General features: G+C 62.3%; 19 protein-coding genes. 6 read left to right on the top strand and 13 right to left on the bottom strand.

The genetic code is table 11. The features are described from left to right. Positions 1 to 9 precede the first annotated feature (9 nt). The 9 genes from B5F73_RS03845 to B5F73_RS03805 form a co-directional block, all read right to left on the bottom strand. Positions 10 to 2,487 carry a glycosyltransferase family 2 protein gene (locus tag B5F73_RS03845; protein ID WP_158094756.1) on the bottom strand — a complete coding sequence of 826 codons (2,478 nt, stop codon included), beginning with the start codon at positions 2,485 to 2,487 and terminating at the stop codon, positions 10 to 12. Positions 2,488 to 2,491: 4 nt separating this feature from the next. Next, positions 2,492 to 4,510: a glycosyltransferase gene (locus B5F73_RS03840; protein ID WP_143803121.1), complete on the bottom strand. Its 2,019-nt coding sequence runs from the start codon at positions 4,508 to 4,510 to the stop codon at positions 2,492 to 2,494. Positions 4,511 to 4,520: 10 nt separating this feature from the next. Then, the gene (locus B5F73_RS03835) at positions 4,521 to 6,161 is read right to left on the bottom strand and encodes a DUF2142 domain-containing protein (protein WP_158094755.1); all 1,641 of its coding nucleotides are present in this window, start codon (positions 6,159 to 6,161) and stop codon (positions 4,521 to 4,523) included. Positions 6,162 to 6,470: 309 nt separating this feature from the next. After that, a complete protein-coding gene (locus B5F73_RS03830) occupies positions 6,471 to 7,829 on the bottom strand; it encodes a CAP domain-containing protein (RefSeq protein WP_087226662.1) in 1,359 nt (452 codons plus the stop codon). Positions 7,830 to 8,029: 200 nt separating this feature from the next. Beyond that, complete coding sequence (locus B5F73_RS03825; protein ID WP_087226659.1) at positions 8,030 to 8,404, bottom strand: DUF2304 domain-containing protein; 375 nt, start codon at positions 8,402 to 8,404, stop codon at positions 8,030 to 8,032. 6 nt (positions 8,405 to 8,410) lie between these two features. Continuing rightward, positions 8,411 to 9,163, bottom strand: coding sequence for a glycosyltransferase family 2 protein (locus tag B5F73_RS03820; protein ID WP_239379789.1), 753 nt, complete (start codon positions 9,161 to 9,163; stop codon positions 8,411 to 8,413). Between the two features lie 48 nt (positions 9,164 to 9,211). Then, on the bottom strand, positions 9,212 to 10,378 hold the full coding sequence (locus tag B5F73_RS03815; protein WP_087226653.1) for a glycosyltransferase family 4 protein: 1,167 nt from the start codon (positions 10,376 to 10,378) through the stop codon (positions 9,212 to 9,214). Next, positions 10,368 to 11,588, bottom strand: coding sequence for a polysaccharide biosynthesis C-terminal domain-containing protein (locus B5F73_RS03810; protein ID WP_158094754.1), 1,221 nt, complete (start codon positions 11,586 to 11,588; stop codon positions 10,368 to 10,370). Before B5F73_RS03810 ends, B5F73_RS03815 begins: the two co-directional genes overlap by 11 nt. 23 nt (positions 11,589 to 11,611) lie before the next feature. After that, positions 11,612 to 12,466, bottom strand: a complete 855-nt coding sequence (locus B5F73_RS03805) for a LicD family protein (RefSeq protein WP_087226647.1) — start codon at positions 12,464 to 12,466, stop codon at positions 11,612 to 11,614. A 194-nt stretch (positions 12,467 to 12,660) separates the two neighbouring features. Between B5F73_RS03805 and B5F73_RS03800 the strand changes: the two genes are divergently transcribed. The 6 genes from B5F73_RS03800 (at position 12,661) to B5F73_RS03770 (ending at position 19,119) form a co-directional block, all read left to right on the top strand. Further along, positions 12,661 to 14,442 (top strand): phosphotransferase, encoded by a 1,782-nt coding sequence (locus B5F73_RS03800; protein ID WP_087226644.1) that lies wholly within the window; start codon positions 12,661 to 12,663, stop codon positions 14,440 to 14,442. Further along, on the top strand, positions 14,439 to 15,374 hold the full coding sequence (locus tag B5F73_RS03795) for a DMT family transporter (protein WP_087226641.1): 936 nt from the start codon (positions 14,439 to 14,441) through the stop codon (positions 15,372 to 15,374). The genes B5F73_RS03800 and B5F73_RS03795 overlap by 4 nt, the downstream gene beginning before the upstream one ends. Before the next feature lie 14 nt (positions 15,375 to 15,388). Continuing rightward, positions 15,389 to 17,200 carry a phosphotransferase gene (locus tag B5F73_RS03790; RefSeq protein WP_087226638.1) on the top strand — a complete coding sequence of 604 codons (1,812 nt, stop codon included), beginning with the start codon at positions 15,389 to 15,391 and terminating at the stop codon, positions 17,198 to 17,200. 18 nt (positions 17,201 to 17,218) lie between these two features. Next, positions 17,219 to 17,899 carry a glycosyltransferase family 2 protein gene (locus B5F73_RS03785; RefSeq protein WP_087226635.1) on the top strand — a complete coding sequence of 227 codons (681 nt, stop codon included), beginning with the start codon at positions 17,219 to 17,221 and terminating at the stop codon, positions 17,897 to 17,899. A gap of 5 nt (positions 17,900 to 17,904) precedes the next feature. Further along, positions 17,905 to 18,231: a DUF2304 domain-containing protein gene (locus tag B5F73_RS03780; protein WP_087226847.1), complete on the top strand. Its 327-nt coding sequence runs from the start codon at positions 17,905 to 17,907 to the stop codon at positions 18,229 to 18,231. A 438-nt stretch (positions 18,232 to 18,669) separates the two neighbouring features. Continuing rightward, the gene (locus B5F73_RS03770) at positions 18,670 to 19,119 is read left to right on the top strand and encodes a helix-turn-helix domain-containing protein (protein ID WP_087226629.1); all 450 of its coding nucleotides are present in this window, start codon (positions 18,670 to 18,672) and stop codon (positions 19,117 to 19,119) included. A 39-nt stretch (positions 19,120 to 19,158) separates the two neighbouring features. Here the strand turns inward: B5F73_RS03770 and B5F73_RS03765 are convergent, their stop codons facing one another. The 4 genes from B5F73_RS03765 to B5F73_RS03750 form a co-directional block, all read right to left on the bottom strand. Continuing rightward, on the bottom strand, positions 19,159 to 19,551 hold the full coding sequence (locus tag B5F73_RS03765) for a hypothetical protein (RefSeq protein WP_087226626.1): 393 nt from the start codon (positions 19,549 to 19,551) through the stop codon (positions 19,159 to 19,161). A gap of 43 nt (positions 19,552 to 19,594) precedes the next feature. Then, positions 19,595 to 20,884 carry a type II toxin-antitoxin system HipA family toxin gene (locus tag B5F73_RS03760; RefSeq protein WP_087226623.1) on the bottom strand — a complete coding sequence of 430 codons (1,290 nt, stop codon included), beginning with the start codon at positions 20,882 to 20,884 and terminating at the stop codon, positions 19,595 to 19,597. Positions 20,885 to 20,886: 2 nt separating this feature from the next. Next, entirely contained in the window at positions 20,887 to 21,282 is a 396-nt protein-coding gene (locus B5F73_RS03755) for a helix-turn-helix domain-containing protein (RefSeq protein WP_087226620.1), read from the bottom strand. Between the two features lie 215 nt (positions 21,283 to 21,497). After that, positions 21,498 to 24,713, bottom strand: a complete 3,216-nt coding sequence (locus tag B5F73_RS03750) for an ABC transporter ATP-binding protein/permease (protein WP_087226617.1) — start codon at positions 24,711 to 24,713, stop codon at positions 21,498 to 21,500. Positions 24,714 to 24,870: the final 157 nt, after the last annotated feature.

Genomic DNA, 24,870 nt, shown 5'->3' with positions numbered 1-24,870 from the left:
TTCAGGGCGTCAGAGGAAATCGGCGAGCGAGGTCGCCCCCAGGGGAAGGCTTCCGTCATCAAGTTTGCAGTATACGTCGTCGAACGAGAAGAGGGAGCTGTGGAGAGGGTCGCCTTCAACGAGGTTGTCGCCCCAGCGGTCGGAGTAGATCCCAAGGGCCCTGACGAGGCTCTCGAACTGAGCGGTGGTCTTCTCCATTCCGCGCGAGACGGACTCGTAATGGAACATCTTCGCATTGACCTGCTCGACCACGGCGAGATTCCGCGCACGTACCTTGAGACAGAAGTCGATGTCGTTGTAGTCAACGGGAAGACCCTCGTCCAACCCGCCCACCTCACGGTAAACCGAACGCTTGGTAAGCAGGCATGCAGCAGTTACTGCGCTGAGCTGGTGAGGCAACACCATGCACTCGTAGTAGCCCGCCTCCGCGTCCGGAAGAAGATGGCCCAGGTGAAGGGGCCCGAACGAGCGTCCCGTCGATACGCCCGCATGTTGCACGAGGCCATCGGGGTAAAGCAGCTTAGCTCCAACGCACCCGACGTCCTCGCGACGAGCGCACCCCATCATGAGCTCGAGCAGGTCGGGAGATATGACCTCGGTGTCGTTGTTAAGTAGGAGCAGATACTCGCCGCGGGCGGCGTCAACGCCGAAGTTGATGAGGCGGGAGAAATTAAAGCCGTGCGGCATCTCGCAGGTGACCACGCGGACGTTCGTGAATCTATTCTTGAGGTCCTCGTAGAGCGCGAACGTATCGGGGTCGTCACTCCCGTTCTCGACGATCACGATCTCGAAGTTCGGCCACGTGAGCCTGGAGAACAGCGAGTCGAGGCATCTCCGCAGCACCGGGGCCTCGTTGTGGTTTGGTATCACAATCGAGACCAGAGGGTGCTCGTCAAACTCGTATACGACATCGACACGCGTGGGAATCCTTCCGCCCATGACGGCGGTCGACCGCTCGCCCCTGCGGTCGAGATGGTTCTGAACCGCAATTCGTTCCGCCTCGAGAGCGTAGGGCTTCTGGTCGATTCCCGCACCGGCAACTGACTGCTCGTGAATGCGCCAGTGATAGAGGATGCGCCTGACGTGAGCTACGTGACGCGCCTGATCGCCAATCACGAGCGTCATGTTGTGGTCCTGAGACCCGTCGAACTCACGCCCCGGAAGTTCCGGGAGCTCCATCACGAGGCTCCGTCTCACCGCAAGCATATGGCAGACGTAGTTCTCGCACCTCAGCAAATCGAGATCCCAGTCGGGCTTGAAGAACGGAAGCACGTAGTGCCCGTCCTTCAGGTGGTCCTCGTCGCAGTAGATGAGGTCGGTATCGGGATGGATGCTTACTTCGTGTGCGTACCAGTACAGAGCGTCCGGCTCGATCGTATCGTCGTGGTCGAGGAAGACGAGGAAGTCACCCGTGGCAACACGAATTCCCTCGTTGGTGTTCTCAGTGATGCCACGGTTGCCCTCGAGCAGTATGTAACGGACACGCTCATCCCGCGCGACAAGCCCCTCGACGGCGCGGGCGAGCTCTCCGTCCTCAGGGCTTGCGTTCACGAGAATCAACTCTAGCCGCGGATAGCTTTGCAGCAGCACGGAGGACGCCATCTCCTCGAGAAAGGCCAGCGGGGTCCTGAAGAGAGGGACGACGATCGAGAAGAGAGGCTGCTCGGCAAGGTCGCTCCAGTTCGATCGCTGTAGGGAGATCTCTCGCTCCGCAGTGCGATGGTGCTCTAGAAACCAAGGCTCATACGCGGGGTCTCGATCGGCGAAGAGCGTTCTTGCCGCCCAGTCGGCTCGCAGGCTGTCGCGCCACTCCTCAAAGAGCACCGCGAAGCCAATCGTGTCCCCGCCCAAGGCGAAGCGCGCCCACACGATGAGCCCATGCTCGAGACGGGGCATCCGCAGGGAGTAGTCCACCACCCTCTCGCACACGCCGGGGTAGTTCTTTCGCATGGGCGCGGCGTCACCCAGGCAGCACCATTCGCCCGAGAGCACCTGACCCGTGCTTCTATCAAGGGCGATGACCTCGACGGGTTGGACGAGGCGCAGGTCGCCCTCCTCCAACGAGAACATGACCTTACCCCTCAGGATCTCGTTGTCCCCATCGCCGGCAAGAACATCGAAGGACACGCCGTCCTCGACCAGGAGAGAGTCGGAGGAGCGCAGGGCGGTGGCGCGGGGATTGCGCACGAAAGCGTTCGCTTTCGAGCGCAGCGACGCTCCCAGCTCCCGCACGATTCGGGACGCGACTAGAGCTCGCCTCCCGTCCGACGTCTCGCGATAGAGGTCGACGCGTACGTCAAAGGGCACGACGGGTACAACCAAGACGCTGTCGCCGCGCTCGGTCGTCGTCACTCGGCCGGGGAGAGCCACACCCCGCGGGCCCGAAACCTCGCAATCCAACGCCTCGGCATCCTCAACGCCCTCAAGAAGAATGAGGCACTTGCCGCGTGCACGCGTAAGGGTTCCGAAGCGAACGCGTCCCGCCATAGCGCTACCGGTAGTCCGCAAGGCCATAGTATCCGTCCTGTCTCATCTGTCGGCTATAGAAGCGGTCAGCGCCAGAGAAGAACTCTGGCCAGTTCTTGAAGAGCCACGCACGGCCCGAGACGTATGCCCGGAGAACCTCGCTCTTCCTACCCCCCAAGGCAAGTTCCGGCACAGGGGCGCTCACCTGAACGGAGGGAAGCACTACGGTGGCGAGATTTCGCCTGCGACGAGCTTCGAGACAGAGCGCGACGTCCCAAAACAGCCCCGGACACCCCGTAAGGGAAGACGCAATCTCGGCGAACAGGTCCGCGCGGATGACAAGGCACGCCCCCCTGACGGCACTCACCGTGTGTGGACATCTCAGCAGCCCGCGAACGTGTGGGGAGCCCTCGAAGAAAAAATCACGGAACTCGGGCCTGAGCGCGCCCTCCAAGGAACAGACGACGCCGGCGTCTCGAACGGTCCCATCGGGATACAGAACAACCGGAGCGACGATGCCCACTCCTGTGCGGGCGCAGAACGAGACGAGTTCTTCCACCCAGTTTCCCTTAGGGAGAACCACGTCATCCGAACACAGGACGAGATACTCCCCGCGCGCCGAACGCGCTGCCGCCAGCAAAGTGGGGACCAGCGCGGAATGAGAGGGAATCGCTACGGAAATCACCTCGGCAACGGAATCGGGCAAGGAGTCGCGCAGCGTATCCGCACGCACCTCAAGATCGTCGGAACGCCCGTACACCATCACCGAGGATGAGGACGCGCGCGTGAGGGACACCCTGTAGTAGTGCGGCATGTCCTCAAGGTTTTCGACTGAGGCTCGCTCACCGCGCAAGGCAAGATGACGCGCCACTGCAAGCTTTCCGGCATCGAGCGACTCCGGTTTTGCGGCCACATTGCCGGCCGTAGACGATGAGTGGATCCGCCAGTGATAGAGCACGCGCCTGACATGGTAAACATTGCGAGCCATGTCCCCGGTCGCAAGGGCCATCGCGTGATCTTGTGCCCCATCCAGCTCCGAGTTTGGCCTCTCCAGCCTCAAGAGAAGCTCTCGGCGAATGGTAAGCATGTGGCAAACGTAATTGTTCGTCTCAAGATAGAAGACGTCGAAATCGGGCTTGAAGTACGGGAAGCTCAAATGTCCGTTCTCCAGCTTGTCTTCGTCGCAGTAAAGGAGGTCGGTGTCTGGATAATCATTGATGCCCTTGACATACCAATAGAGACAGTCGGGCTCAAGCAGGTCATCGTGGTCAAAGAAAGAGACGAAGTCCCCTCGCGCCACGTCCACGCCCGCATTGGTGTTCTCCGTGATGCCGTAGTTATTGTCAAGCGTTACCACCCTTACGCGCTCGTCGATGGCGGAAAGCTCGCGACAGGCGCAGGCGAGCGCATCGTCCTCTGGCGACGCGTTGACGAGGATGAGCTCGAAGTTGTCATAGGTTTGTGCAAGGACCGAGCTCGTCATTTCGCTGAAGAAGCTCAGGGGGGTCCTGAAGAGGGGAACGACGATCGAAAAGAGCGGTCGTATAGAAAAGTGCCGCTGGGCAATCTTCTGCGCGGCGCGATCCGCCATCGTCACATGGTTCTTTCGAAACCATTCCTCGTAGCCGTCGTCACACTCGGCAGGGTTAGTCAAGGACCACCATGAGTCCCTGAGCCCCCGCGCCTCCTCTGGGCTCACGTAGAGACGCGATCGAAGAGGCTTTGTCCCATCGCACGTTACCGAGATCGAAAACTCGGGAAGATCCGAAGGAATCCGCACGGAAAGGCAGATGCTTCTGCGGAGCGTTTCAGGATAGGACGGTTCGGCGTACGTCGCACTGCCTAGCACAGCCGCCTCGCCGAGCTGGACCTCATTCGATGCAGAGTCGAGAACGGAGACGCATGGGGTCAAATCGGGGTCCGCATCCAGTGAGACCTCAAGACGTAGAAGGTCGAATCCCGGTCCGACCCCCGCGATTCTCACTCCACCAATCTCGACGGCATCCGAACGACGGTCTGCCCAAGGAGTGCCGAGACTCTTCAAAGCTGCCTCCCTACAGAGTCAACGCAATGGCGAACGCGCGAAGAACAATAAACAGTCCTATGAAGATCTCGGAAAGTTCAAGCACAGGCATGATCGAACGGGAGAGCGTCACTGTCCTACCCCTCAAAGCGAGAAGGAGCAGTGGGAGCATGGGAAGGAAGTACCTACCCTGGACCCCCTCTATCAAGAACGAGCCATCGGTCGTCCATGCAATGGCGAACTCAACGAGCAGCGCAATGTAAAAAACAGCGAACGCCCCAAAAAACGCAGCGCGAGGTGCTCGCGGCAGTATTTCCTTGTCCTCGGGCGAGCGGACCGAAGAGAGCGCCAGGATGAAAAACAGGGGGAGCGCTGCGTAATACGGAGCGAATAACGTGGACTGGAACCATCCCAGCTGAGCACCCACCATGCTGAGCATATAGAAGTCTGCATAAGCATCCGTCGTTCTTGCGAGTAACGCAACGGTGCCCAGTGGATCCGTCACCAGATCGGTGAAGGAATAATACGCGGGGGAACTTGATGAGGACACTTCAGAGACCGTCTGAGATGTCGTATTCACGAACATCGCGGCAAAGGTATCTATTCTCAGCAGGGCGACGAAGGCAATTATCCCTCCTATGACACCAAACTTGTACAGCCTCCCCGATTTAGGTGTGGCAAACCTATCTGAAGGTAGCAGCATCAGGATAACCAGCAAGAAGCTGTATATCACTTTACACGGGGCCATGAGGACTGCGGCTACAGCAAGAGCGGCGAGTTCTCTCTTGTCAAGCTTTCGCTCCAGGCACATCGCCTTAAGGGCAAGCGCGCAGAACAAGAAGGCTAGGCCGATCGTACCAGCATCGTAGGAATAGGACGAGGCAACGTGCAGCGTCATTGGCAGCAGCGAAACCACTTTGAAGATGTTGCGTCCAATGGGCGTTATCTTTACAGCAGCCACAACGAGAATGACGAAGAATGCAAAATTGAATAGGCGCCCGAGGTAGAACAAGGGAACTGAACCGAGTCCAATAATTCTGGCAAGAACAATGCCGAGCGCCGAAGGAAGCTTAAGCTGTGGGAGATTTGCCTCTACGGCATATGATGAATCCACAGGGACCTGAACAAGCTCAGCATCCCCCGCAAAGAGCGCAAAGCTCTGAACGACAGTCCTATAGAGCGACCGATTTACAGTCGGTGCAGTTAAGGAGGGGTCGCTGTGATAGTGGTATAGAACCGCATCCTCAAATTCCGCATCACAGGCACGCATGGTAATCGAGGTGTTGCTCACCTCTTGCATAAGAATCATATCCGAGTATTTGTATGATGAGTTGAAATGATAAATCTCGTCGGGAACCGTTCCCGGAGCAAACACGAACGTGAACACAAGCCCGGAGAGCGCCAGACCAACGATGAAAGCGAAATCGTGTCGCGCCCCCTCTCCCTTATCTAGCCGCTGACAAAACAGAACTGCAGCAAGAACGCCTAGAACGAGCGCAGTCACGACCAGGGTGTACTTACTGTTATAACGAAAGAAGAGATAGACGCCACAGGTCAGCATCCCCAACAGCACCAGTACGGCTTTCCAGCGCCCTCCCTCTATGAGACCCCTTGAAAGACGCGCAAGGAATCCCTTTTGCTCGGAAGCCATCTGAGGACGATCTTCGGTCATTTTTTCTCCCGCTTCGAATTCATGAGGAAACGCCCTCATATCATAGCGTGACGGTAGGATGCAAAACGAGACGTTTATTCTCCTCGTGAAGGACTCCTCAGGCGTTCCGCCTAACGAGCACTCCCATGCCGCCCTATTCCGCAACAGCGCGAATTATTCAGCATACATATAATTCTAAACCGTCGATCTCAGACCAACGACTAGGGCGACAGCCGTCGCCTATCAAAGACAAACGTGGGGGCCGGCGACGCCGACCCCCCACAATCACGTCACAGAGGTGATGCTTCGACAGAATCCCCGCCCCTGCCGCTACAGGCTCTTCCAGGCGACGCCCTCGCCGTGCCAGCCAGCAGCTACGACGGAGTCGTACTCGTACTTGCTCGTGGTGTAGACGTGCTCGCCGGAGTTGGGGTTATAGAGGCGGTAGACCTCGATCGTGGCGCCCTCGGGCGTGTACCAGGCGACACCCTCGTTGTCCCAGCCGACCGAGTTGAGGTTCTCGTGCTCGAACTTGGATTCGGTCCAGTTGTGGTTGCCGTCATTGGGGTTGTAGTTGCGGTAGACCGGCGCACCCTTCTTTTTCGAGACGTAGAACGAGATGCCCTCGTCGTTCCAGCCCAGGCTCACGAGCTGGTCGCGCTCGTACTCGCTCGTCGTGTAGTGGTGCAGGCCGGAGTTCTTGTTGTAGACGCGATAGACCGGGACGTCGCCCTCACTGAGCAGGGTCAGATCGAGGCTCTTCGCGGCGACGAGGCCGCCGGAGGAGGCTGCGGCGATGGTGACCTTGCCACCCGAGAGGAACGTCGCGACGCCGCTGGCGTCCACGGTAGCGATGCTGGCGTCGCTCGTGCCCCACGTCATGGGATCCGAGACGGCCCAGAGGCTGTCGGCGGAGCCCTCCACCACCATCATGAAGCGCTGCGTGGTGTTGGGCGCGACCTTCGTCGGGGCGTCGACCACCCTGCTGCCGTCGTCGGACGTGGCGACCACGTAGACGCCCAGGCCAAACGCCTCGGGGGCCACCTGAACGACCTGGGTCTTGTCCACGTTGGCGGGACGGGTAACGGAGGCGAGGTCACCGGACCCGAAGCACTGGACCCAGTAGTAGGTGTTTCCCACCTGCAGGCATCCGATGCCCACGGTCGTGAAGCTGCTGCGCAGGATGTTCTCGCGGTGACCCTGCGAGTTCATCCAGGCGCTCATGACCGTCGAGGGGTTCAGCTGACCGGAGGCAATGTTCTCGCCGAACATCTTGCTGGATGCGGTGAAGCACTCCTCCCCGTTGGGTCGGTCATGATCGAAGAGCACCGTGATCTCGGCCGAGCGCAGAACCGCCGCGTTGAGAAGGTCCTGGTCCATGCTCAGGGCGGGCAGCCCCGCCTTAGCGCGCTCCTGGTTGAGCAGGTCGAGCACGTCCCAGGCGTAGTCGTACCTCACGGTGCCGGACACGGGAAGGGAGAAGGTGCCGTACTTTCCTCCCGTGGCGAGAACGACGCTCTCGGACTCGTCGATGTCGACCGGCTCGCCCAGGGAGATCTGGGACTCCCGCTTCTCGATGACAAAGTCCTGCGAGTCGGTGATGATGTCTGCCTTGGCGGCGACGGGCACGACCGTCAGGGCAAGCAGGGCGCCCACGAGCCCCGCGAAGAAACGCTGCCTGTACGACATACGCTCTCCCTTCCTCAAAAGAATTCGAACCACAAGCGTGTGATAGGCTGAAATCAAGCGACAGCTATTGCGCAATCCCTTTTTGGACTACGGGATTCTGTGGGCGGTATTCCGCAGCGGCATCGGACCAAAGCAACTCTCTCCTTGGCAAGTTCAGGAGATATGAGGGGGGCACACGGCGCGAACGATAACAGTGCACCTCAGGAGCAGCTTGTCGTCTCCCCATCGCCGCTTTCAACTCGTTCTAGGTCCTTCTCAAGCAGCGCAATGCGCTGGGCGAGGTTCTTGTTCGCAATGGTTAGCCGACTCACGGCAACGCTGAGCGAAAGAGAAATGGCTAGCAGCAGTGCGATGCTGACGAGAAAAATGAAATTGGAGGGGGAAAGGAAACCAAAGACACCCGACGCCCAGTACACGATTTCTGGGAACAAGTCGCAGGCAAGGCATACGACGCAGAGCAGAATCCACAGCAACGAGTACTTGAGCAACAGCTTGTCCCTTGAGACGAGCTTAAGGACGCAAATCAAGAAGACGACGAAGATGATGGCAACGAGCACCCGCAGGACGACGCTCATCAGAACTCAGCGCCCCTTTCTTGACGACCAGCATGCAACCCATATCGCAAGGGACACCTTGATCATGAAGTAGACCGTAGAGAGACCTCCGATCGAGGAAACTCCCCCCTGGCGCTCTCGCATGAGAACAGAAGTCTCTCGAACGCTGAGCCCCCTGCGGATTGCGTGCGCAATCGATTCGGGCTCAGGGTAGTCAATCGGGTAACTGTCGCAGAAGAGATCTATGGCGCGGCGACCGCATGCGCGAAACCCCGACGTAGGATCGGTAATTCTCCTGCCCGTGAAAAGCCTGAGCAAGAAAGAGAGCCACGTGATGCCCACGCGCCTCATGAACGTGGACTGGAATCCATCGGTTTTCTCAAGGAAGCGAGAGCCTATGGCGAGATCTGCCCCATCTTCGACAAGGCGAACGAGGTCAGGGATATAGCTCGGATCGTGCTGTCCGTCTCCATCAACTTGAATGTCGATATCGTAGCCGTAGCGCTGGGCGTACTTGTGGCCGGCCTGAACGGCACCCCCGATACCAAGATTCTGCGGAAGATCGAGCACATTAATGTCATTCTCGCGACAAAGCCTGAGGGTGTCGTCTCTGGAGCCGTCGTTGACGACGACGTAATCATACCCACACGAGCGAATCTTCTCCACCGTGGACAGAATGCTCTCCTGCTCGTTATATGCGGGAATGACAACGAGAACGCGAGAGCGGCATGTCGCGGGCCGATCTTGCATACCTGTCTCCACAGAGATTCCCCCGTTCAAGGAATTGCAGAACTTCCTCATACTAGCAGACCGGCTGACAAGGCGTTCCTACACGCCCTCCCGACCTACCTGTTCGAGGTTCAGGGCTCTCTCCAGCTTTGCAGCAGTGTCATCCCAGCCGTAGCTGCCCTCCACGAGGCGCCTGCACCTCTCCCCCATCAGCGGGAGATCGGAACGGCGCTCGCACAGCGAGAGCACCTCGCGAACTACGGTCTCCGCCGACGCATCGGGCATGATTGTCCCATAGCCCGTGTCGGGGATGAGCTCTCGGGCTCCGCCCACGTCCGTCACGAGCGATGGACAGCCACAGGCCGACGCCTCGAGGAGCGTGGTCGAGAAGCCCTCTGAGCGCGTGGGCAGACACAGACAGTCCGCCTGCAAGAGGAGCGCGGCCGCGTCTTCGCGACTCAGGCGCCCGACCCAGCGAAGAGTGGAGCTCTTCGTATCGCTCACATCACCCGCAAGCGGGCCGTCGCCGGCGAGCACAAACGTCACTCTGGCAGCGCGAAGACGCTCGTCGCGCGAGGCCTCGATCAGCGCAGAGACGCCCTTCTCGGGAATGAGCCGGCCCACGAACGCGACCATGAGATCAGCCTCCGCCAGACCGAGCTCTCCCCTGAAGTCCCGTCCGCTGGCAGCGGCGCGGTACCCGGCAGCGTCTATCGCGTTGGGAATGACCCCCTCCGCACGTATCCCGAAGGTGCCCAGCCACTCGGCGCTCTTCTGGGAGATACCGTAGTATGCAGCGTCGTAGCGCCTCCCCCACGCCGTCATCGCATGCTCGTAGAGTCGCACAGCAGGATCGAGCACGGGATTGGAGAACGAGAGGTACGCCGAGCCGTGATCCAGCACCACGGGCCTGAGGTCGTGCCGGCGCGCAACACGCATACCCAGCAACGAGTGAGGGTAGAAGCGCGCGTTGACGAGCACGCCATCGAGCGGCATCTCGTCCAGCCCGCGAACAAGGCCCTCGTAGGCCGCGCCGTGACGAGGAAGCGGCAGGCGTCCCGAGACGAGCGGGCGACACGGGAGACGAAGGACCTCCACGTCCCCCTCGTCCGAGCGCCCCGCGCCCAGCCCCTCGGTGTCGTTGGTGACAACGAGCACCTGGTCTCCCCGAGCCACGAGCGCGCGGGCAAGACCCTGCGTGAAGTTCTCGATGCCGCCCAGATGCGGCGGGTACTGCGCCGAGAAGAGCGCGTAGCTAGCAGCCATCCGCCATCCCTTTCACACCATGGGCCCCACGGAGGAAGCGAAGCACGTGCCAGCACATAATAGCTACCCCCACTGCATAGGACAGCGAGATTGACAGGCTCGTCCCGTTCATGCCAAATGCGTCCACCAGCAAGATCGTAGCCGGAACGGACACCACGCAGGCGACCAGGTTACCTATGAGGTTCCAGCGCATCTGCCTCATGCTCACCAGCAAATCCGAGAGAAACGCGATGCACGCCGTAACGGCAGAGCTGAGGATGCCCGCGTACATGAGATAGCCGTATGGAACGATTCCCTCACCAAAGACGGTCTGCAAGAACCAAGCGCCCGCAAAGAAGAAAAGGGCGGCGCCGCCCGCGAAGATCACTACGAAAGCAAGGATGACACGGGCAAAGAGTTGACGAAAAGAGGCTGTGTCCCCTCGGTCGAGGTGCTCGGCAAATACGCCCAGCAGCGGGGCATACACATAGTTTGAGCACGCTTGAATCAAGACGATGGGAGTGCAGATGGACGCATAAATCCCAAGGGCCGACTCTCCCTGGGACATGCCGAGGTACTGTCGAGCAAACGTGACGACGAGATTGCAGACCGCCATGCCCACTACGGCGGGAAGGCATCGAACAAGCAGCTGGAGGATCTTCTCGCGGGAGAACACGGGGCGCACAGACGAGAGGCGCGCAGCGCGTGAAAGATCGTAGAAGACAATTGGAAGGGTCACGATTGACATGGACAGCACGGCAAGCTCGAGGCTGCCCGTAAGCGCCAGCACCAGAGAAAACGAGACGACGAACAACACCCCGCGCACGCCCATCGACCAACCGCAATAATCCATGCGATAGTGCTGCTGGTCAATGCCATGGAGCACGTCAATAAAGCTGTCAATCGAACGAAACACGAGATAGAGGAAGATGCAAGGAAGCGCGTTCGAGGCACAGGTCAGCGCGGCATATGCCATGACGCCAACAAGGGCGATTCCGATGGTGACAAAGCGGAAACCCACGTACTCTCCCGAGGACGTTTCCTCATGAACGTCCGACACCTGATAGGCACGAATTTTATAGAGCGCAATCGGTGCAAAAACATTGGAGATCGCCATGGCAAGAGCAAGCACGCCGGCAGCGTCATAGTCTGGGGAAAGCCGTACCACCAACACGGTGATGAGCCACTGGCACCCGGAGTACAGCAGCGAACCCACCGAGTTCCAAATCATATTCTCCCTGACAGAGAGTCGCTTCATCGCGCGGCACTTCCCCACGTCGTCCCGTCGCCGAAGTCTATGAACAACGGCAGATGCGTATGGCGATCCTCGGGATCGGGTATGCGACGCCAGTCGCCATAGACATGCTCGAGATAAAGCTCAACGTCATGAGGGACGGGCAGCTCATGCCCCTCAAACTGCGCGACGGCAGGAGGCACAAGGCATTTTGCAGAAATGGGCGACATGTTTGGCCACACAAGCGTGAGGCATTCGTCGCTCAGTTCCCCTTCGCGCACAATGGCGCCGTCAAAACAATTCTGGAACCATTCGGCATCCGACACAATCAGACGAAGGACGCCATGGGCCAAGAAACACGCGGCACGCTCGGAGGCCCCGAGAGCACCCCTATGGGGAACCGTCACGCTTCTTGCATGATAGAGGTAGGAGAGTCGCTGCGCGCGAGAGGCTCGAGAGATCTCCCGGCGACGCTCGGCAGAATCGACGGGCAGACGATCGTAGGGGAAAACGTCCACAAAGATGCCCTGGGCGTGCCCCGCCTCGCGAGTCTCCTGATTCTCGAAGCGCGTTCCGTCCTTGTAGACCTTTGCAAAGAGGGCGGCGTTGCCGGCGGTGTTTCGTGAGGTGTGGAGAGAGTAGCCGGAGGGAAGCCCCGTCTTTGCAAGCTCACAAAAGCGATCGTAGTCCTTACGAAGCAAGGCGATGTCCACGTCATCGTCCCAGGGGATAAAGCCCTTGTGGCGAATCGCCCCGAGCGCCGTGCCCCCCTCAAGGAACCACGTAATATCATGCTCTCGACAAAACGCAGCAATCACCAGCAGAATCTCCAGCTCGGTTGCCTGCAGCTTTGCAAGCGCCTCCGCCTGATTCATTGCCCATCTCCCTTCGCGTCAACTCGGCTGAAAAGCATACCCCATCGGACAGCCCGCGCCGTAAGCCTGGTGACCTTCCATGTTTTTTGAAGAATACGTTCATTTTCAGCTTGGCTTCAAAGTAATATGAACATAAGAAAACGGTAAGCGTACAATCATCCCAAGGTAAGCAGTCGATACTACCGGGAGCAGACATGTCCCTCACCAAGAGCGAGTTCAAGGTCCTGCAGGCGCTCTCCGACACGGGCGAGCCGCTGACGCAGCGCGACCTGGCCGAGACCTGCGGGCTCTCCCTGGGCGCGGTCAACTCCGCCGTCCAGTCCTGCAAGCAGGCCGGCCTCGTCGAGGACGGCCGCATCACCGAGCGGGGCATCGAGGCGCTCGAGCCCCACCGCGTGAGAAACGCCGTCATCATGGCCGCCGGCCTCTCCAGCCGCTTTGTCCCCCTCTCCTACGAGCGCCCCAAGGGGATGCTGCGCGTGCGCGACGAGGTGCTCATCGAGCGCCAGATCAGGCAGCTGCTCGAGCGCGGGATCACCGACATCACCGTGGTCGTGGGCTACAAGAAGGAGTACTTCTTCTACCTCGCCGCAAAGTACGGCGTCAAGATCGTGGTGAACGACCAGTTTGCCGAGAAGAACAACTCCTGGACGCTCTGGCTCGTGCGCGACCGCCTCTCCAACACCTACGTGTGCTCCTCGGACGACTACTTCACCGTGAACCCCTTCGAGCGCTACGTCTGGAAGTCCTACTACGCCTCGGAGTACGCCGCCGGCCCGACCGAGGAGTGGTGCATCGAGGCCGGTCCCAGGGACCGCATCACGGGCGTCACCGTCGGCGGGAGCGACTCGTGGGTCATGCTCGGGCACGTCTACTTTGACCACGACTTCTCCGAGCGCTTTGCCCCCCTGCTCGACGAGGCCGTGAGCCACGCGGAGAACAGCGGCAAGCTCTGGGAGGCCATCTACGCGGACAACATCAAGACGCTCGACATGGAGATCAGGCGCTACCCCGAGGGCGTCATTCACGAGTTTGACTCCCTCGCCGAGCTCGAGGACTTTGACCCCGACTTCATCGAGAACGTCGACTCCGAGATCTTTGACAACATCGTGAGCGTGCTCGGCTGCACCTGCGAGGAGATCAGCGACTTCTATCCGATGAGCCAGGGCCTCACCAACCTCTCCTGCCACTTCCGCGTGGGTGATGACGAGTACGTCTACCGGCACCCCGGCATCGGCACCGAGAAGTTCATGAACCGCGTCGCCGAGACGCAGGCCAACACAGCCGCGCGCGAGCTCGGCGTCGATCGGACGTTCATCCACGAGGACGAGCGGAGAGGCTGGAAGATCTGCCGCTTTGTCCCGAACGCCCACACGCTCGATCCCACCGACCCCTCCCAGGTCAAACGGGCGATGGAGCTGTGCCGCCGCTTCCACGAGTCGGGGGCGACCATCGACTCCGAGTTCGACTTCTTCTCGGATGGCGTCGGGTACGAGAACCTCCTCAAGACCCACGGCCCCATCGACATCCCCGGTTACTTTGAGCTTCGCGACAAGATCGTGCGCCTCAACGACTTCTCCGCCGCAGACGGCTATGGCCTCTGCTTCAGTCACAACGACTACCTGCCGCTCAACTTCCTCTTTGACGAGGAGGGCGGCCTCGACGTCATCGACTGGGAGTTTGCGGGGATGTCCGACCCCGGCAACGACTTTGGCACCTTTGTCATCTGCAGCGAGTACGACCGGGAGCAGGCGGACGCCGCCCTCGCCTACTACTTTGGGCGCACCCCGACCTTCGAGGAGCGCAGGCACTTCTGGTCGCGCGTCGTCCTCGGAGGATGGTGCTGGTACGTCTGGGCACTCGAGAAGGAGGCAGAGGGCGCCGGGGTCGGCGAGTGGCTCTACATCTATTACAGCTATGCCACCAACTACGTCGACATGGTGCTCGACTGGTACGAGAACGGAGAGGCGGCATGATTCACGGAGTTGCGGCGGCGATCACCTGGGCGCTCGATACGGTCATCCTGAGCATCGCGCTCTCCAACGCCGCCTTTGTCTCGACACCCCAGGCCATAGCGCTCGCGTCGTTCACGAGCACCTTCCTCCACGATGCGAGCTCCGCGGTGTTCTCCTTCCTCTACATGGCCGCCCGCAGAAAGCTCGCCCAGACGTGGAAGACGATTCGCTCGCGCGAGGGCCTCGTCATCGTTGGGGCGGCGCTGATCGGCGGCCCCGTCGGCATGACCGGCTACGTCCTCGCGATCAACAACATCGGTGCCGCCTACACGGCGGCGATCTCCGCGTTCTTCCCCGCCTACGGGGCCTTTCTCGCCACTGTCTTTTTGAAGGAGCGCATGCACGCCTACCAGTGGGTCGGTCTCTTCGCATGCGTGGTCGGCGTCGCCGCCCTGGGCTACTCCCCCGTCGACGCGATCCCCGGAGACTGGACGCTCGGCATCATCGGCTCGCTCGTCTGCGTCTTTGGCTGGGGCACCGAGGCCGTGGTCATAGACTGGGGCCTGCGCAACGCGAGCGTGGACGACGAGTGCGCCATGCAGATCCGCCAGACGACCTCGGCCGTCACCTACGCCCTCGTGATCATCCCGCTGCTCGGCGGTTGGGGTTGCACGCTCGACATCATCGCGAGCAGCGCGATGCCCGTCATCGCACTCGCCGCCCTTCTCGGCACGGTCTCCTACCTCTGCTACTACCGTGCCATCGCCAAGATCGGCGCCTCTCGCGCCATGGCGCTCAACATCACCTACTCCGCATGGGCGATTCCCTTCTCGCTCCTGCTCCTGGGCACCATGCCCGACCCGCGCGGCATCGTGTGCGCCATCGTCATCATCCTGGGCGCCATCACCGCCGCGGCGGACTTCCGCGAGCTGTTTGGGACCGAGAAGGACTAGGTAGGGACGGCAGCATGTCGCTCACAAGAGACGAGTTCGAGGTCCTCCGCGCGCTCTCCTCGACGGGGTCGCCCTCGAGACCAGACGACCTTGCGGGACTCGCCGACCTCACCGGCAACGCGGCGCAGTCCGCCATCCGCTCCTGCGAGCAGGCCGGCCTCGTCGAGGACGGCCGCATCACCGAGCGGGGCGTCGCGGCGCTCGAGCCCCACCGCGTGAGAAACGCCGTCATTCTGGCGGCAGGCCTCTCCAGCCGCCTTGTCCCCCTCTCCTACGAGCGCCCCAAGGGGATGCTGCGCGTGCGAGGGGAGGTTCTTGTCGAGCGCCAGATAGAGCAGCTGCTCAGACGAGGCATCTCGGACATCACCGTGGCGGTGGGCTATAAGAAGGAGTACTTCTTCTACCTGGCCGCAAAGTACGGCGTGAAGATCGTGGTGAACGACCAATACGCGGAGCGCAACAACTCCTGGACGCTCTGGCTCCTGCGCGAGGGGCTGGGCAACACCTACGTCTGCTCCTCTGACGACTACTTCACCGTAAACCCCTTCGAGCGCTACGTCTGGAAGTCCTACTACGCCTCGGAGTACGTTGACGGAAAGACGAGCGAGTGGTGCCTGTCTGCCGGAGAGGACGGACGAATCACAGGCGTCACCGTCGGCGGGGGCAACTCGTGGGTCATGCTGGGTCATGCATACCTTGACCGAGCATTTTGCGAGTGCTTTGTGCCGTTGCTCGACGAAGAGATGAGGCGCGCCGGGTCCGAGGACGAGCTCTGGGAGTCCGTCCTCGTCCGCAACGTCGGGTCACTCGACATGGAGATCAGGCGCTACCCCGAGGGCGTCATCCACGAGTTTGACTCCCTCGCCGAGGTCGAGGGCTTTGACCCGGAGTTCATCGACAACGTTGACTCCCAGATCTTTGACAACATCATGGGCGTGCTCGGGTGCTCCCGCGAGGAGATTCGTGACATCTACCCCCTCAAGCAGGGACTCACCAATCTCTCGTGCCACTTTGCGACCGATTCCGGGGAGTGGGTCTACCGTCACCCCGGCGTGGGCACCGAGCTGCTCATCGATCGCTCCGGAGAGGTCGCGGCCCTCGAGACCGCACGCGAGCTCGGCATAGACGACACCTTTGTCTTTGAGGACCCAAAGCGCGGGTGGAAGATCTCTCGCTTTGTCCCAAACTCCCACCAGCCCGACCCGCACGACCCGGACCAGCTCGCACGGATGATGCGCATGGGGCGCGAGCTGCACGGGTCCAACGCCGCGGTCGCGCGGCACTTTGACTTCTACGAGGAGGCAAAGCGCTACGAGGGTCTGCTCCTTGAGAAGGGCCCCATCGACATCCCCGGCTACGCCGAGATGTCCGCCAAGGTGGACAAGCTCGAGGCGCACGTCAGGGCGGACGGCGCCCGCGTCTGCCTCTGCCACAACGACTTCTTCTACATGAACTTCCTGATCGACGAGGACGACAAGTACTACCTCATCGACTGGGAGTATGCGGGCATGAGCGACTATGCCAACGACTTTGGCACCTGCGTCGTCTGCTGCGAGCTCAGCGAGGCCGAGGCCTTGCACGCCCTCGGCGAGTACCTTGGCCACGCACCGGAGCCGGAGGAGGTCAGGCACTGCCTGGCGCACGTCCAGCTCGCCGGCTGGTGCTGGTACCTGTGGTCGCTGCTCAAGGAGGCGGAGGGCGACTTCGTGGGCGAGTGGCTCTACATCTACTTCCGCTATGCGGATGAGTATCTGGACAAGACGCTTGCGTTCTATGAGGGAGAGAAGCCCTTGGGCTATACTCATGGCGCTGACGTGACATCCTAGACCCCCACCTGGAGCACCATGCGCGTACTTGCCATCATCCCTGCCTACAACGAGCAGGAGTCCATCGTGTCCAGGGTCGAGGAGCTTCTCGCCGCTAACACGGGATGCGACTACGTCATCATCAACGACGACTCCTCGGACGCAACCGAGGCCATCTGCAGGGAGCACGGCTACAACTACGTCACCCACCCCACCAACCTCGGGCTCACGGCGGGGTTCCAGACGGGCGTCACCTACGCGCTCTCCCACGGCTACGACGCCGTCATCCAGTTTGACGCCGACGGCCAGCACATGCCCGTCCACGTCCCGCCCATGGTGGCCGAGATGGAGCGCACGGGCGCCGACATCGTGGTCGGCTCGCGCTTTGTGAGCGAGCGCAAGTCCTTCTCGGCCCGCATGATCGGCTCGAGGCTGCTGAGCACCCTGATCAGGCTCACGACCGGCCAGCGCATCACGGACCCGACCTCGGGGATGCGCCTCTACAACCAGGCGATGATGCGGGAGTTTGCGCGGCGCTTTGACTTTGGCCCGGAGCCCGACTCGGTTGCCTACCTCATGCGGCGCGGTGCGAAGGTCCGCGAGGTCCAGGTGGAGATGCGCGAGCGCGAGGCCGGCGAGTCCTACCTCAACCTGCGCCGCTCCATCTCCTACATGGCCCGCGCCTGCACGTCCATCCTCCTCGTCCAGTGGTTCAGGTGATCTGCATGAACGGCCCCCTGAGAATCGCCCTCATCGTCTGCGCAGCCCTCATCCTGCTCTTTGTGCTGCGCAGGATCCGCAAGTCCAGCCTGGAGATCACCGACTCGATCTTCTGGCTCTTCATCGTCGCCATCCTGCTCGTGCTCGCCGTCTTTCCCCAGATCGCCTACTGGGCATCCGACGTCCTGGGCTTTGACGCGCCGGTGAACTTCATCTTCTGCTGCGGCATCCTGGTTCTTCTCGTCCGCACGTTCACGCAGGACCAGAAGATCTGCGAGCTCAAGAAGAAACTGGTGAAAATGGCTCAAGCCGAGGCTCTCAGGGACAAATAGGGGCCGATTGCACCACACCAAGCACCGCACAACACACCCTCAGCGTATGCGCCGCGCTCGCCATGCCACTTGCGCCTTCAACCCCGACCGTACGCCGAACTGCATCCGGCGTCATCTCTCATTCTACCTGCACCGTCAGACAAGTGTCAGCAACAAGGATGAGATCTTGCCTCCCCGTTGGCTAGCATGTGCGTCCAAGCTTATGCCGTTGACATTATTCTAATGTCACTATATATTTTTTGGAGAGGCGTTGACCAAGCGCAGGGACGTGGTTAGGCTTCTGGAGGCATACGGATTCCACGCCGAAGGCGGTACAAAGCACGAAAGATTCAGACACGCCGACGGAAGAGAAGTCTGGGTACCCAGACATCGAGAGATTCTGGAATTCACCTTCAAGAGCATCCTGCGTGATGCGGGGATTAAGAACTGGAGGTAGCCATGCATTTCGGCGTCTACGAATTCGAGGTGTTCCAGGAAGAGGGTCGCTTCATCGCCGTCCCCTACGACATGGAGGGCGCGACCCAGGGCGAGGACTTCGAGGACCTCTGCCTCATGGTCGCAGACTGGCTCAAGATGCACATCGAGGATTGGGAAATCGCCGGCAAGGAGCTGCCCACGCCGACCTTTGGCAACAAGCCACGACACGGTGGGACCAACATGGTCTTTGGCATTTCGGCGGGGATAGAGACCATAGAGAAGGTGACGGCCTCGGAAGCGGCGCGCATGCTCGGAGTCACGCAGGGCCGCGTCTCTCAGATGATCAAGGACGCCCGGCTCTATGGTTGGAGAGAGGGCCGCAACGCCTACGTCTCGCTGGACTCGGTGAGGGCGCGTCTTACCGAGAAGCCGCGCGCGGGACGCCCGCTCAAGGTTGCGGCGGCGTTGTAGGGCGGTTGCCCCGGCGCTAGTAGTAAATCGCAGCGTACCCTACCCAAACAGCTCCGCGTCCACCGCGGCGAGCTCGGCGGGCGGCGTGTCCGGGTCGCAGCCGAAGGACTCGGCGACGGCCTTGGCCTGCAGGCGGCGCAGGCCCGCCGTGTCCTCGTCGCCCGCGTGCTCGTAGAGGCGAGCGAGGCGCTCGAGCGCGTAGCAGACGTAGGCGGCCACCGAGTCGCCCATGCCCGAGAGCACCATCATCGTGACGAGCGAGTCGGGTGCGAGGGCGAGCGCGGTCGCGTGGTCGAGCTCCAGCAGCTCGCCGATCTCCTGCTCCGTGGCGAGAAGACCGTCCTTCTCGCCCGCCGCCGCACGACGCAGCGCGCGCGAGACGCCCTCCACGAACTGGCCGATGATCTCTAGGACATAGTCCCTCTGCAGCATGCGCGCTCCTCTCGTCCGCCCACAGCATAGCGCAGCGGCGGGGCTACAACAGCGCGAGCGTGCGACGGCAGTTGTCGGCGACGGGCTCGAGCAGGTGCTCGCGGAGCTCGTCCGCACCAGGCAGCCCGGCAGACTCCTCGAAGACCTCCCCCATCGCAACGGGGATCTCCTGCGCAAGGTCGGTCATGAGGGCGCGACACGACGTCAGCGTGAGCCCCGCGCGGTCGAGAAGCGCGGCAAGGCTGGGATCTCCCCCACCCACGTAGCGCTTGAGCGCGCCGGCGCCGATGCGACCCACGCGGTTCTCCCCTCCTATGGACATGGCGAGACGCGCGCGCCGCCTCAAGTTCTCGTAGGCGAGGCCGGAGGCGACGTCGTACATGGGAGCGAGCCCCGCGTTCCTGCCCATACCCAGAAGCACCGAGTAGTTTTTTGCATGCGCGTCAGGTGCGCCGACGAGCGCGTTGTAGAAGAGCTGCTGCGAGAAAAGCAGCAGGTTGAGCTTGCTGTGAGCGGTTTGCGCCAACAGTCGCAGCACGTCACGCGCCGCAGGACCCCCGTCCTCGGCGTACTTGCTGTCCGGCATGACCGAGAGCGCCTGGCAGAGGTCCTCCTGGTGCAGGCGAACCACCTTGCCCGCGGCATCTCGCAAGCGGTCGTAGCGCTCCACGATGAGCGCGGGCTCGTCCTCGAAGAAGCGGTAGTCCACGTGTGCCGCCGCCACGCCGCAGCGCTCCGCCGTGCGCATGCAGACGTACTCGTTGAGCGCCTGGAGCCTGAAGCCGACGACGCCGTTCTTGAGGATGTGCGTGGTGGGGGCGGCGCCGTGGCACTCGAACCAGTGGCCGTCCTCCTCCGCGAGCGCGAACTTTCCCTGATTGCCGCCGAGCGACCACCGCTCCTCGAGTCCCATCCACGAGGCCTCGGGCTCGTCGCGGACGACCTTGAGACGCAGCGAAACCTCGTGGTCGGTGAGCTCGCGGCGGTCGTCATCCCGAGAGAGGGCCTCGTCCATGCGATCAGGCGGACAGAGCTGCACGGCTCCCGGGCAGTCGAGACCGATGTGGGCGAGCAGCGTCACCGGGTTGTTGGCACTCGCCCCGAGCTCGCGTCCGATCGCACGGCGCTGGAGCTCGCTGTCCGGCAGCAGGCCGAAGAGGTACGGGCGCAGCACATCGGAGCCGTAGATCCGGTTGGAGACGGGCATGGAGAGCGAAAGTGGCGGACCCTGGTAGCCGGCGTCATAGGAGAAGGTCATGAGACCGCGCTCGTCCTGATGGACAGTTCCTGCGGGAATTCCGGAGACAAGGACGCGCAGATCGAGAGCTGCCATGGCTAGCTCGCCCCCTCAGGAAGGACAACCCCCTGCTCCCGAGCGATCTCCCGGAAAAGCCGGGTGTAGGACGCAATCAAATCTGCGTCATCGAAGGAAATTGCGGCTGCCTTGATGGGCTGCGGCGTCTGTCGCCGGTCCGCAGCGGGTGCAGGCGAGGGCGATGGGGCGGCGATCTTCTCGCCCTGCACCGCAAGCGAGAGCTCAAGGGCATCGAAGACCGCGAGCAGCTTGTCGAGTCTGATTCCCGTGGCGTCACCGAGCTCGAGAGAGGCGAGCAGACGCTCCGAGACGCCAGCTGCCGCTGCGAGCTGGGTGCGCGTGAGGCCCTGGGCCTCACGGGAGCGGCGCACGTAGATGCCAGCCTGGCGCGGGACGGAGATGGGCATCGTGTCCATGTTCTTCTCGCCTTCTTGCTAGTGTGCAGAGTTTTGCATACTAGTCTATATGCGAAAGTCTGCATGTCAAGGGCCACACGCCACAGTCTGCCGAGGCCTCGCTTCGAAGTTTGGGTTCACCAAAACGCACGATGGACGGTAGTCGCTAGCAAAACCGCAGGTCGCGCGACGGCACTCTCAGGGAGGTGAACCCAAACCGCGAAAAGGGGGCTCCCCTACTCGCTGCGGAGGGCCTCCACGGGGTCGCGGCGGCTGGCGGCACTCGACGGGATGAGGCCCGCGACCAGCGTCAGCACGACCGAGATGCACACGAGCACCGCCGCAGAGCCCGCAGGCAGGTTCATGATCCCCTCCACGTCGAAGTCGGCGAGCACCCAGGCGTTCACCGGCACCGAGACGATAACCACCACGGCGATGGCAAAGAGGCCGGAGATGAGGCCCTCGATGAAGGTCTCGGCGTTGAAGACGCTCGCGACGTTGCGCTTGGAGGCGCCGATCGCGCGCAGGATGCCGATCTCCTTCTTGCGCTCGAGCACCGAGATGTAGGTGATGATGCCGATCATGATGGAGCTCACCACCAGCGAGATGCTCACGAACGCGATCAGCACGAGCGAGATCATGTTCACGATGTCGGTCACGCTGCCCATGATCACGCCCATGTAGTCGGTGTAGGTAATCACGGCGTCGTCGTTTCCGGCGGCGCGCTGCTGGTCGTTGTAGGCGTCGATGACGTCGACCACGCGCTCCTTGGCCTCGAAGTCCCTGGGGTAGATCTGGATGGCGGCAGGGTCGTCCGGCGTGGCGTAGCCGAGCGTCTGGAGGTTGTTGTCATAGGTGAGCTGGGACGCGTTGGCGTAGCTCTCCATGAGTGAGGTGAGGTCCTCGGCGTCCATGTTGAAGTGGATGGCCCCGGCGAGGGCGTCGGCGTTCACGGAGAAGGCGCTCTGGAGCTGCGAGAGCCCACCGGCCACCTGATCGGCGTACTGGGACAGGACCTGCGTCATGGCGCTCTGGAGCTGGGCGGAGACAGCCGAGCCGACCTGGGCGGACACGCTCTGCAAGAACGACTGCAGGTACGGCGCGAGCTGGCCGGAGACGTAGTCGGACACGATCTGCTGGACGCGCTCGCGCACGGCCGGCCCGGCCACGGCGTCGATCTTCGTGAGGAGGGCCTGGGCGTTCTCGGTCGCGAGGTAGCGCTCGAAGTGGTCGGCAACCTTCTGGACGAAGTCGGGGTCGTCGGGGTCGAGCGCGCCGGCGTTGCTCCCCCACCACGAGACGAAGTCGCCGGCGAGCTGGCCGCCGAGGGTCGTGACCTCCTCGAGCTGCTCGGTCGTGAGCGCGGGGTCCGCGAGTTCCTGGTCCAGGATCGCCGAGAAGTCCGGCGCGGGCGCGCCCGCCACGAGCGACTCGACGTCGACCTGGTCCGCCACGCCCGAGAGGTCCACGGAGATCCCGGAGAGGTCCAGGCCGGACGGGTCGAAGGCGCCCTGGAGCGCGCTCGTGTCGAAGGAGAAGGCCGAGCGCAGGCCGTCCTCGTCCACCGAGAAGAGGCTCCCCAGGTCAACGCCCTGGCGCGCCTCCTCCTGCAGGGTGTCGAAGGACTTGCCGGTGAAGACGTCGACCTCGGGGTCGGCGAGCTGCTGCTGGACGATCGCCGAGTCCGCGGCGCGCTCCATGAGCTCCTGCGTGAGCGCGGGCGTGTAGGCGATGCCGGCGGAGAGCGCCTTGGCGTCGGAGCTCTCGTTGGGGCGCACGACGCCAACGACGTGCAGGTCGAGGCCATTCTCGACTGCCTGCGCGACAAAGTCGGCGTCCGAGGACATGTCGGTCCAGCCGCCCGTCTCGGCGTTCTTGCGGTAGAGGTCGGACGGGCTCAGCACGCGGAAGTCCAGCTCGAGGGCGTCGTCGTAGGTGAAGTCGACCTCGCCCTGCTCGATGTCCGTCTCGCCCGCCGTGCCGCTCATCGCGCTCGTGACCATCTGGGTGAGGTCGGCGGGGTCGAGCACGCCGACGCCGTAGAGCGTGTAGTCGGAGATGCGGCCGCTCTGCGTGAGCACGAGCACGCACTCGTCGGCGGCGGTGGCCCAGCGGCCGGCCACGACGTCGTACTGCGACTCGAGGAGCTCGGGGTCGTCGATCATCTCGTTGAAGACCGACATCCCGCCGCCCGTCATGCCCGCCGTGGCGGTGCCGGACGCACCCCCGGTCATGGCCGTGGAGAGCGCGTTGGGATTGAGCTGGACCGCGCCGTCGGAGGTGTCCGCGCTGTAGACGAGCGGCGTGAGGCCGTAGTCGTACTGGATGGCGTTCACGTAGGAGTCAAGGTCGTCGGGGTTGGACTCGAGGTAGCTCTTGAGGCCGGAAAGGTCGTTGGAGCCCACGGAGGCAAACATGTCGGTGAGCATCATGAACTCGGGAATCTGCTCGGGGTCGTCGTCCTTCTCGCCCGCCCGCGCCTGGCCCGTCCCGTCCTCGGAGAGCATGCCGGAGATGTCCATGCTCTGCTTGGTGATGGAGAGCGGGTAGCTGGAGAGGGTGTCCTCCTCCACGCGGGCTATGTAGTCGTTGACGCCGTTGGCCAGCGCGAGGATCGCGGCGATGCCGATGATGCCGATCGACCCCGCGAAGGCCGTCATGATGGTGCGGCCCTTCTTGGTCATGAGGTTGTTGAACGAGAGGCCGAGCGCGGTGAGGAAGCTCATCGAGGTGCGGCGCGTGGCCTTGGCCTCGCGACGCGGCGCCGTGGCGGGGTCGAAGGGGTCGGAGTCGGCGGTTATGTGCCCGTCCGCCAGCTCGACGATGCGCGTGGCGTAACTATGGGCGAGCTCGGGGTTGTGCGTGACCATGACGACGAGGCGGTCCTGGGCGACCTCCTTGAGCAGGTCCATGACCTGCACGGACGTGGCGGAGTCCAGGGCGCCGGTGGGCTCGTCGGCGAGCAGGATCTCCGGGTCGTTGATGAGGGCGCGCGCGATGGCCACGCGCTGCATCTGGCCGCCGGAGAGCTGGCTCGGGCGCTTGTTCACGTGGTCGGCGAGGCCCACGCGCGCGAGGGCGTCCAGCGCGCGGCGTCGGCGCTCGGCGCGGCCCACGCCCGAGAGCGTGAGCGCGAGCTCCACGTTGGCGAGGATCGTCTGGTGCGGGATGAGGTTGTAGCTCTGGAACACGAAGCCGATGCGGTTGTTGCGGTAGGCGTCCCAGTCGCGGTCCTTGTACTCGCGGGTGGAGATGCCGTCGATCACGAGGTCGCCGTCGTCGAAGTGGTCAAGTCCGCCCACGATGTTGAGCATGGTGGTCTTGCCGGAGCCGGACGGGCCGAGCACCGCCACGAACTCGCTGTCGCGGAAGGCCATGGAGACGTGGTCGAGCGCCACCTGCGTGAAGCCGGTCGTGACGTAGCGCTTGGAGATGTCCTTGAGCTCGAGCATGGCGGGTCGGGTCCTTCCGGGGGTGCGGCAAACGCTGTTAACGTTACCCAAAATGCGCCGGGAGGATGCGCCGTTCTTCTCGGCTTCAGCGCGAATTCACGGAGCTTGGGGCGCGCGCGGCAGGCACGTTGCGGTTGGTAACGGAATCCGGCCGGAA

Origin of the sequence: Olsenella sp. An270 (assembly GCF_002159735.1) — a bacterium.
In the GTDB taxonomy this organism is placed as follows: domain Bacteria; phylum Actinomycetota; class Coriobacteriia; order Coriobacteriales; family Atopobiaceae; genus Thermophilibacter.
This window is presented reverse-complemented; position numbering and strand designations above follow the sequence as displayed.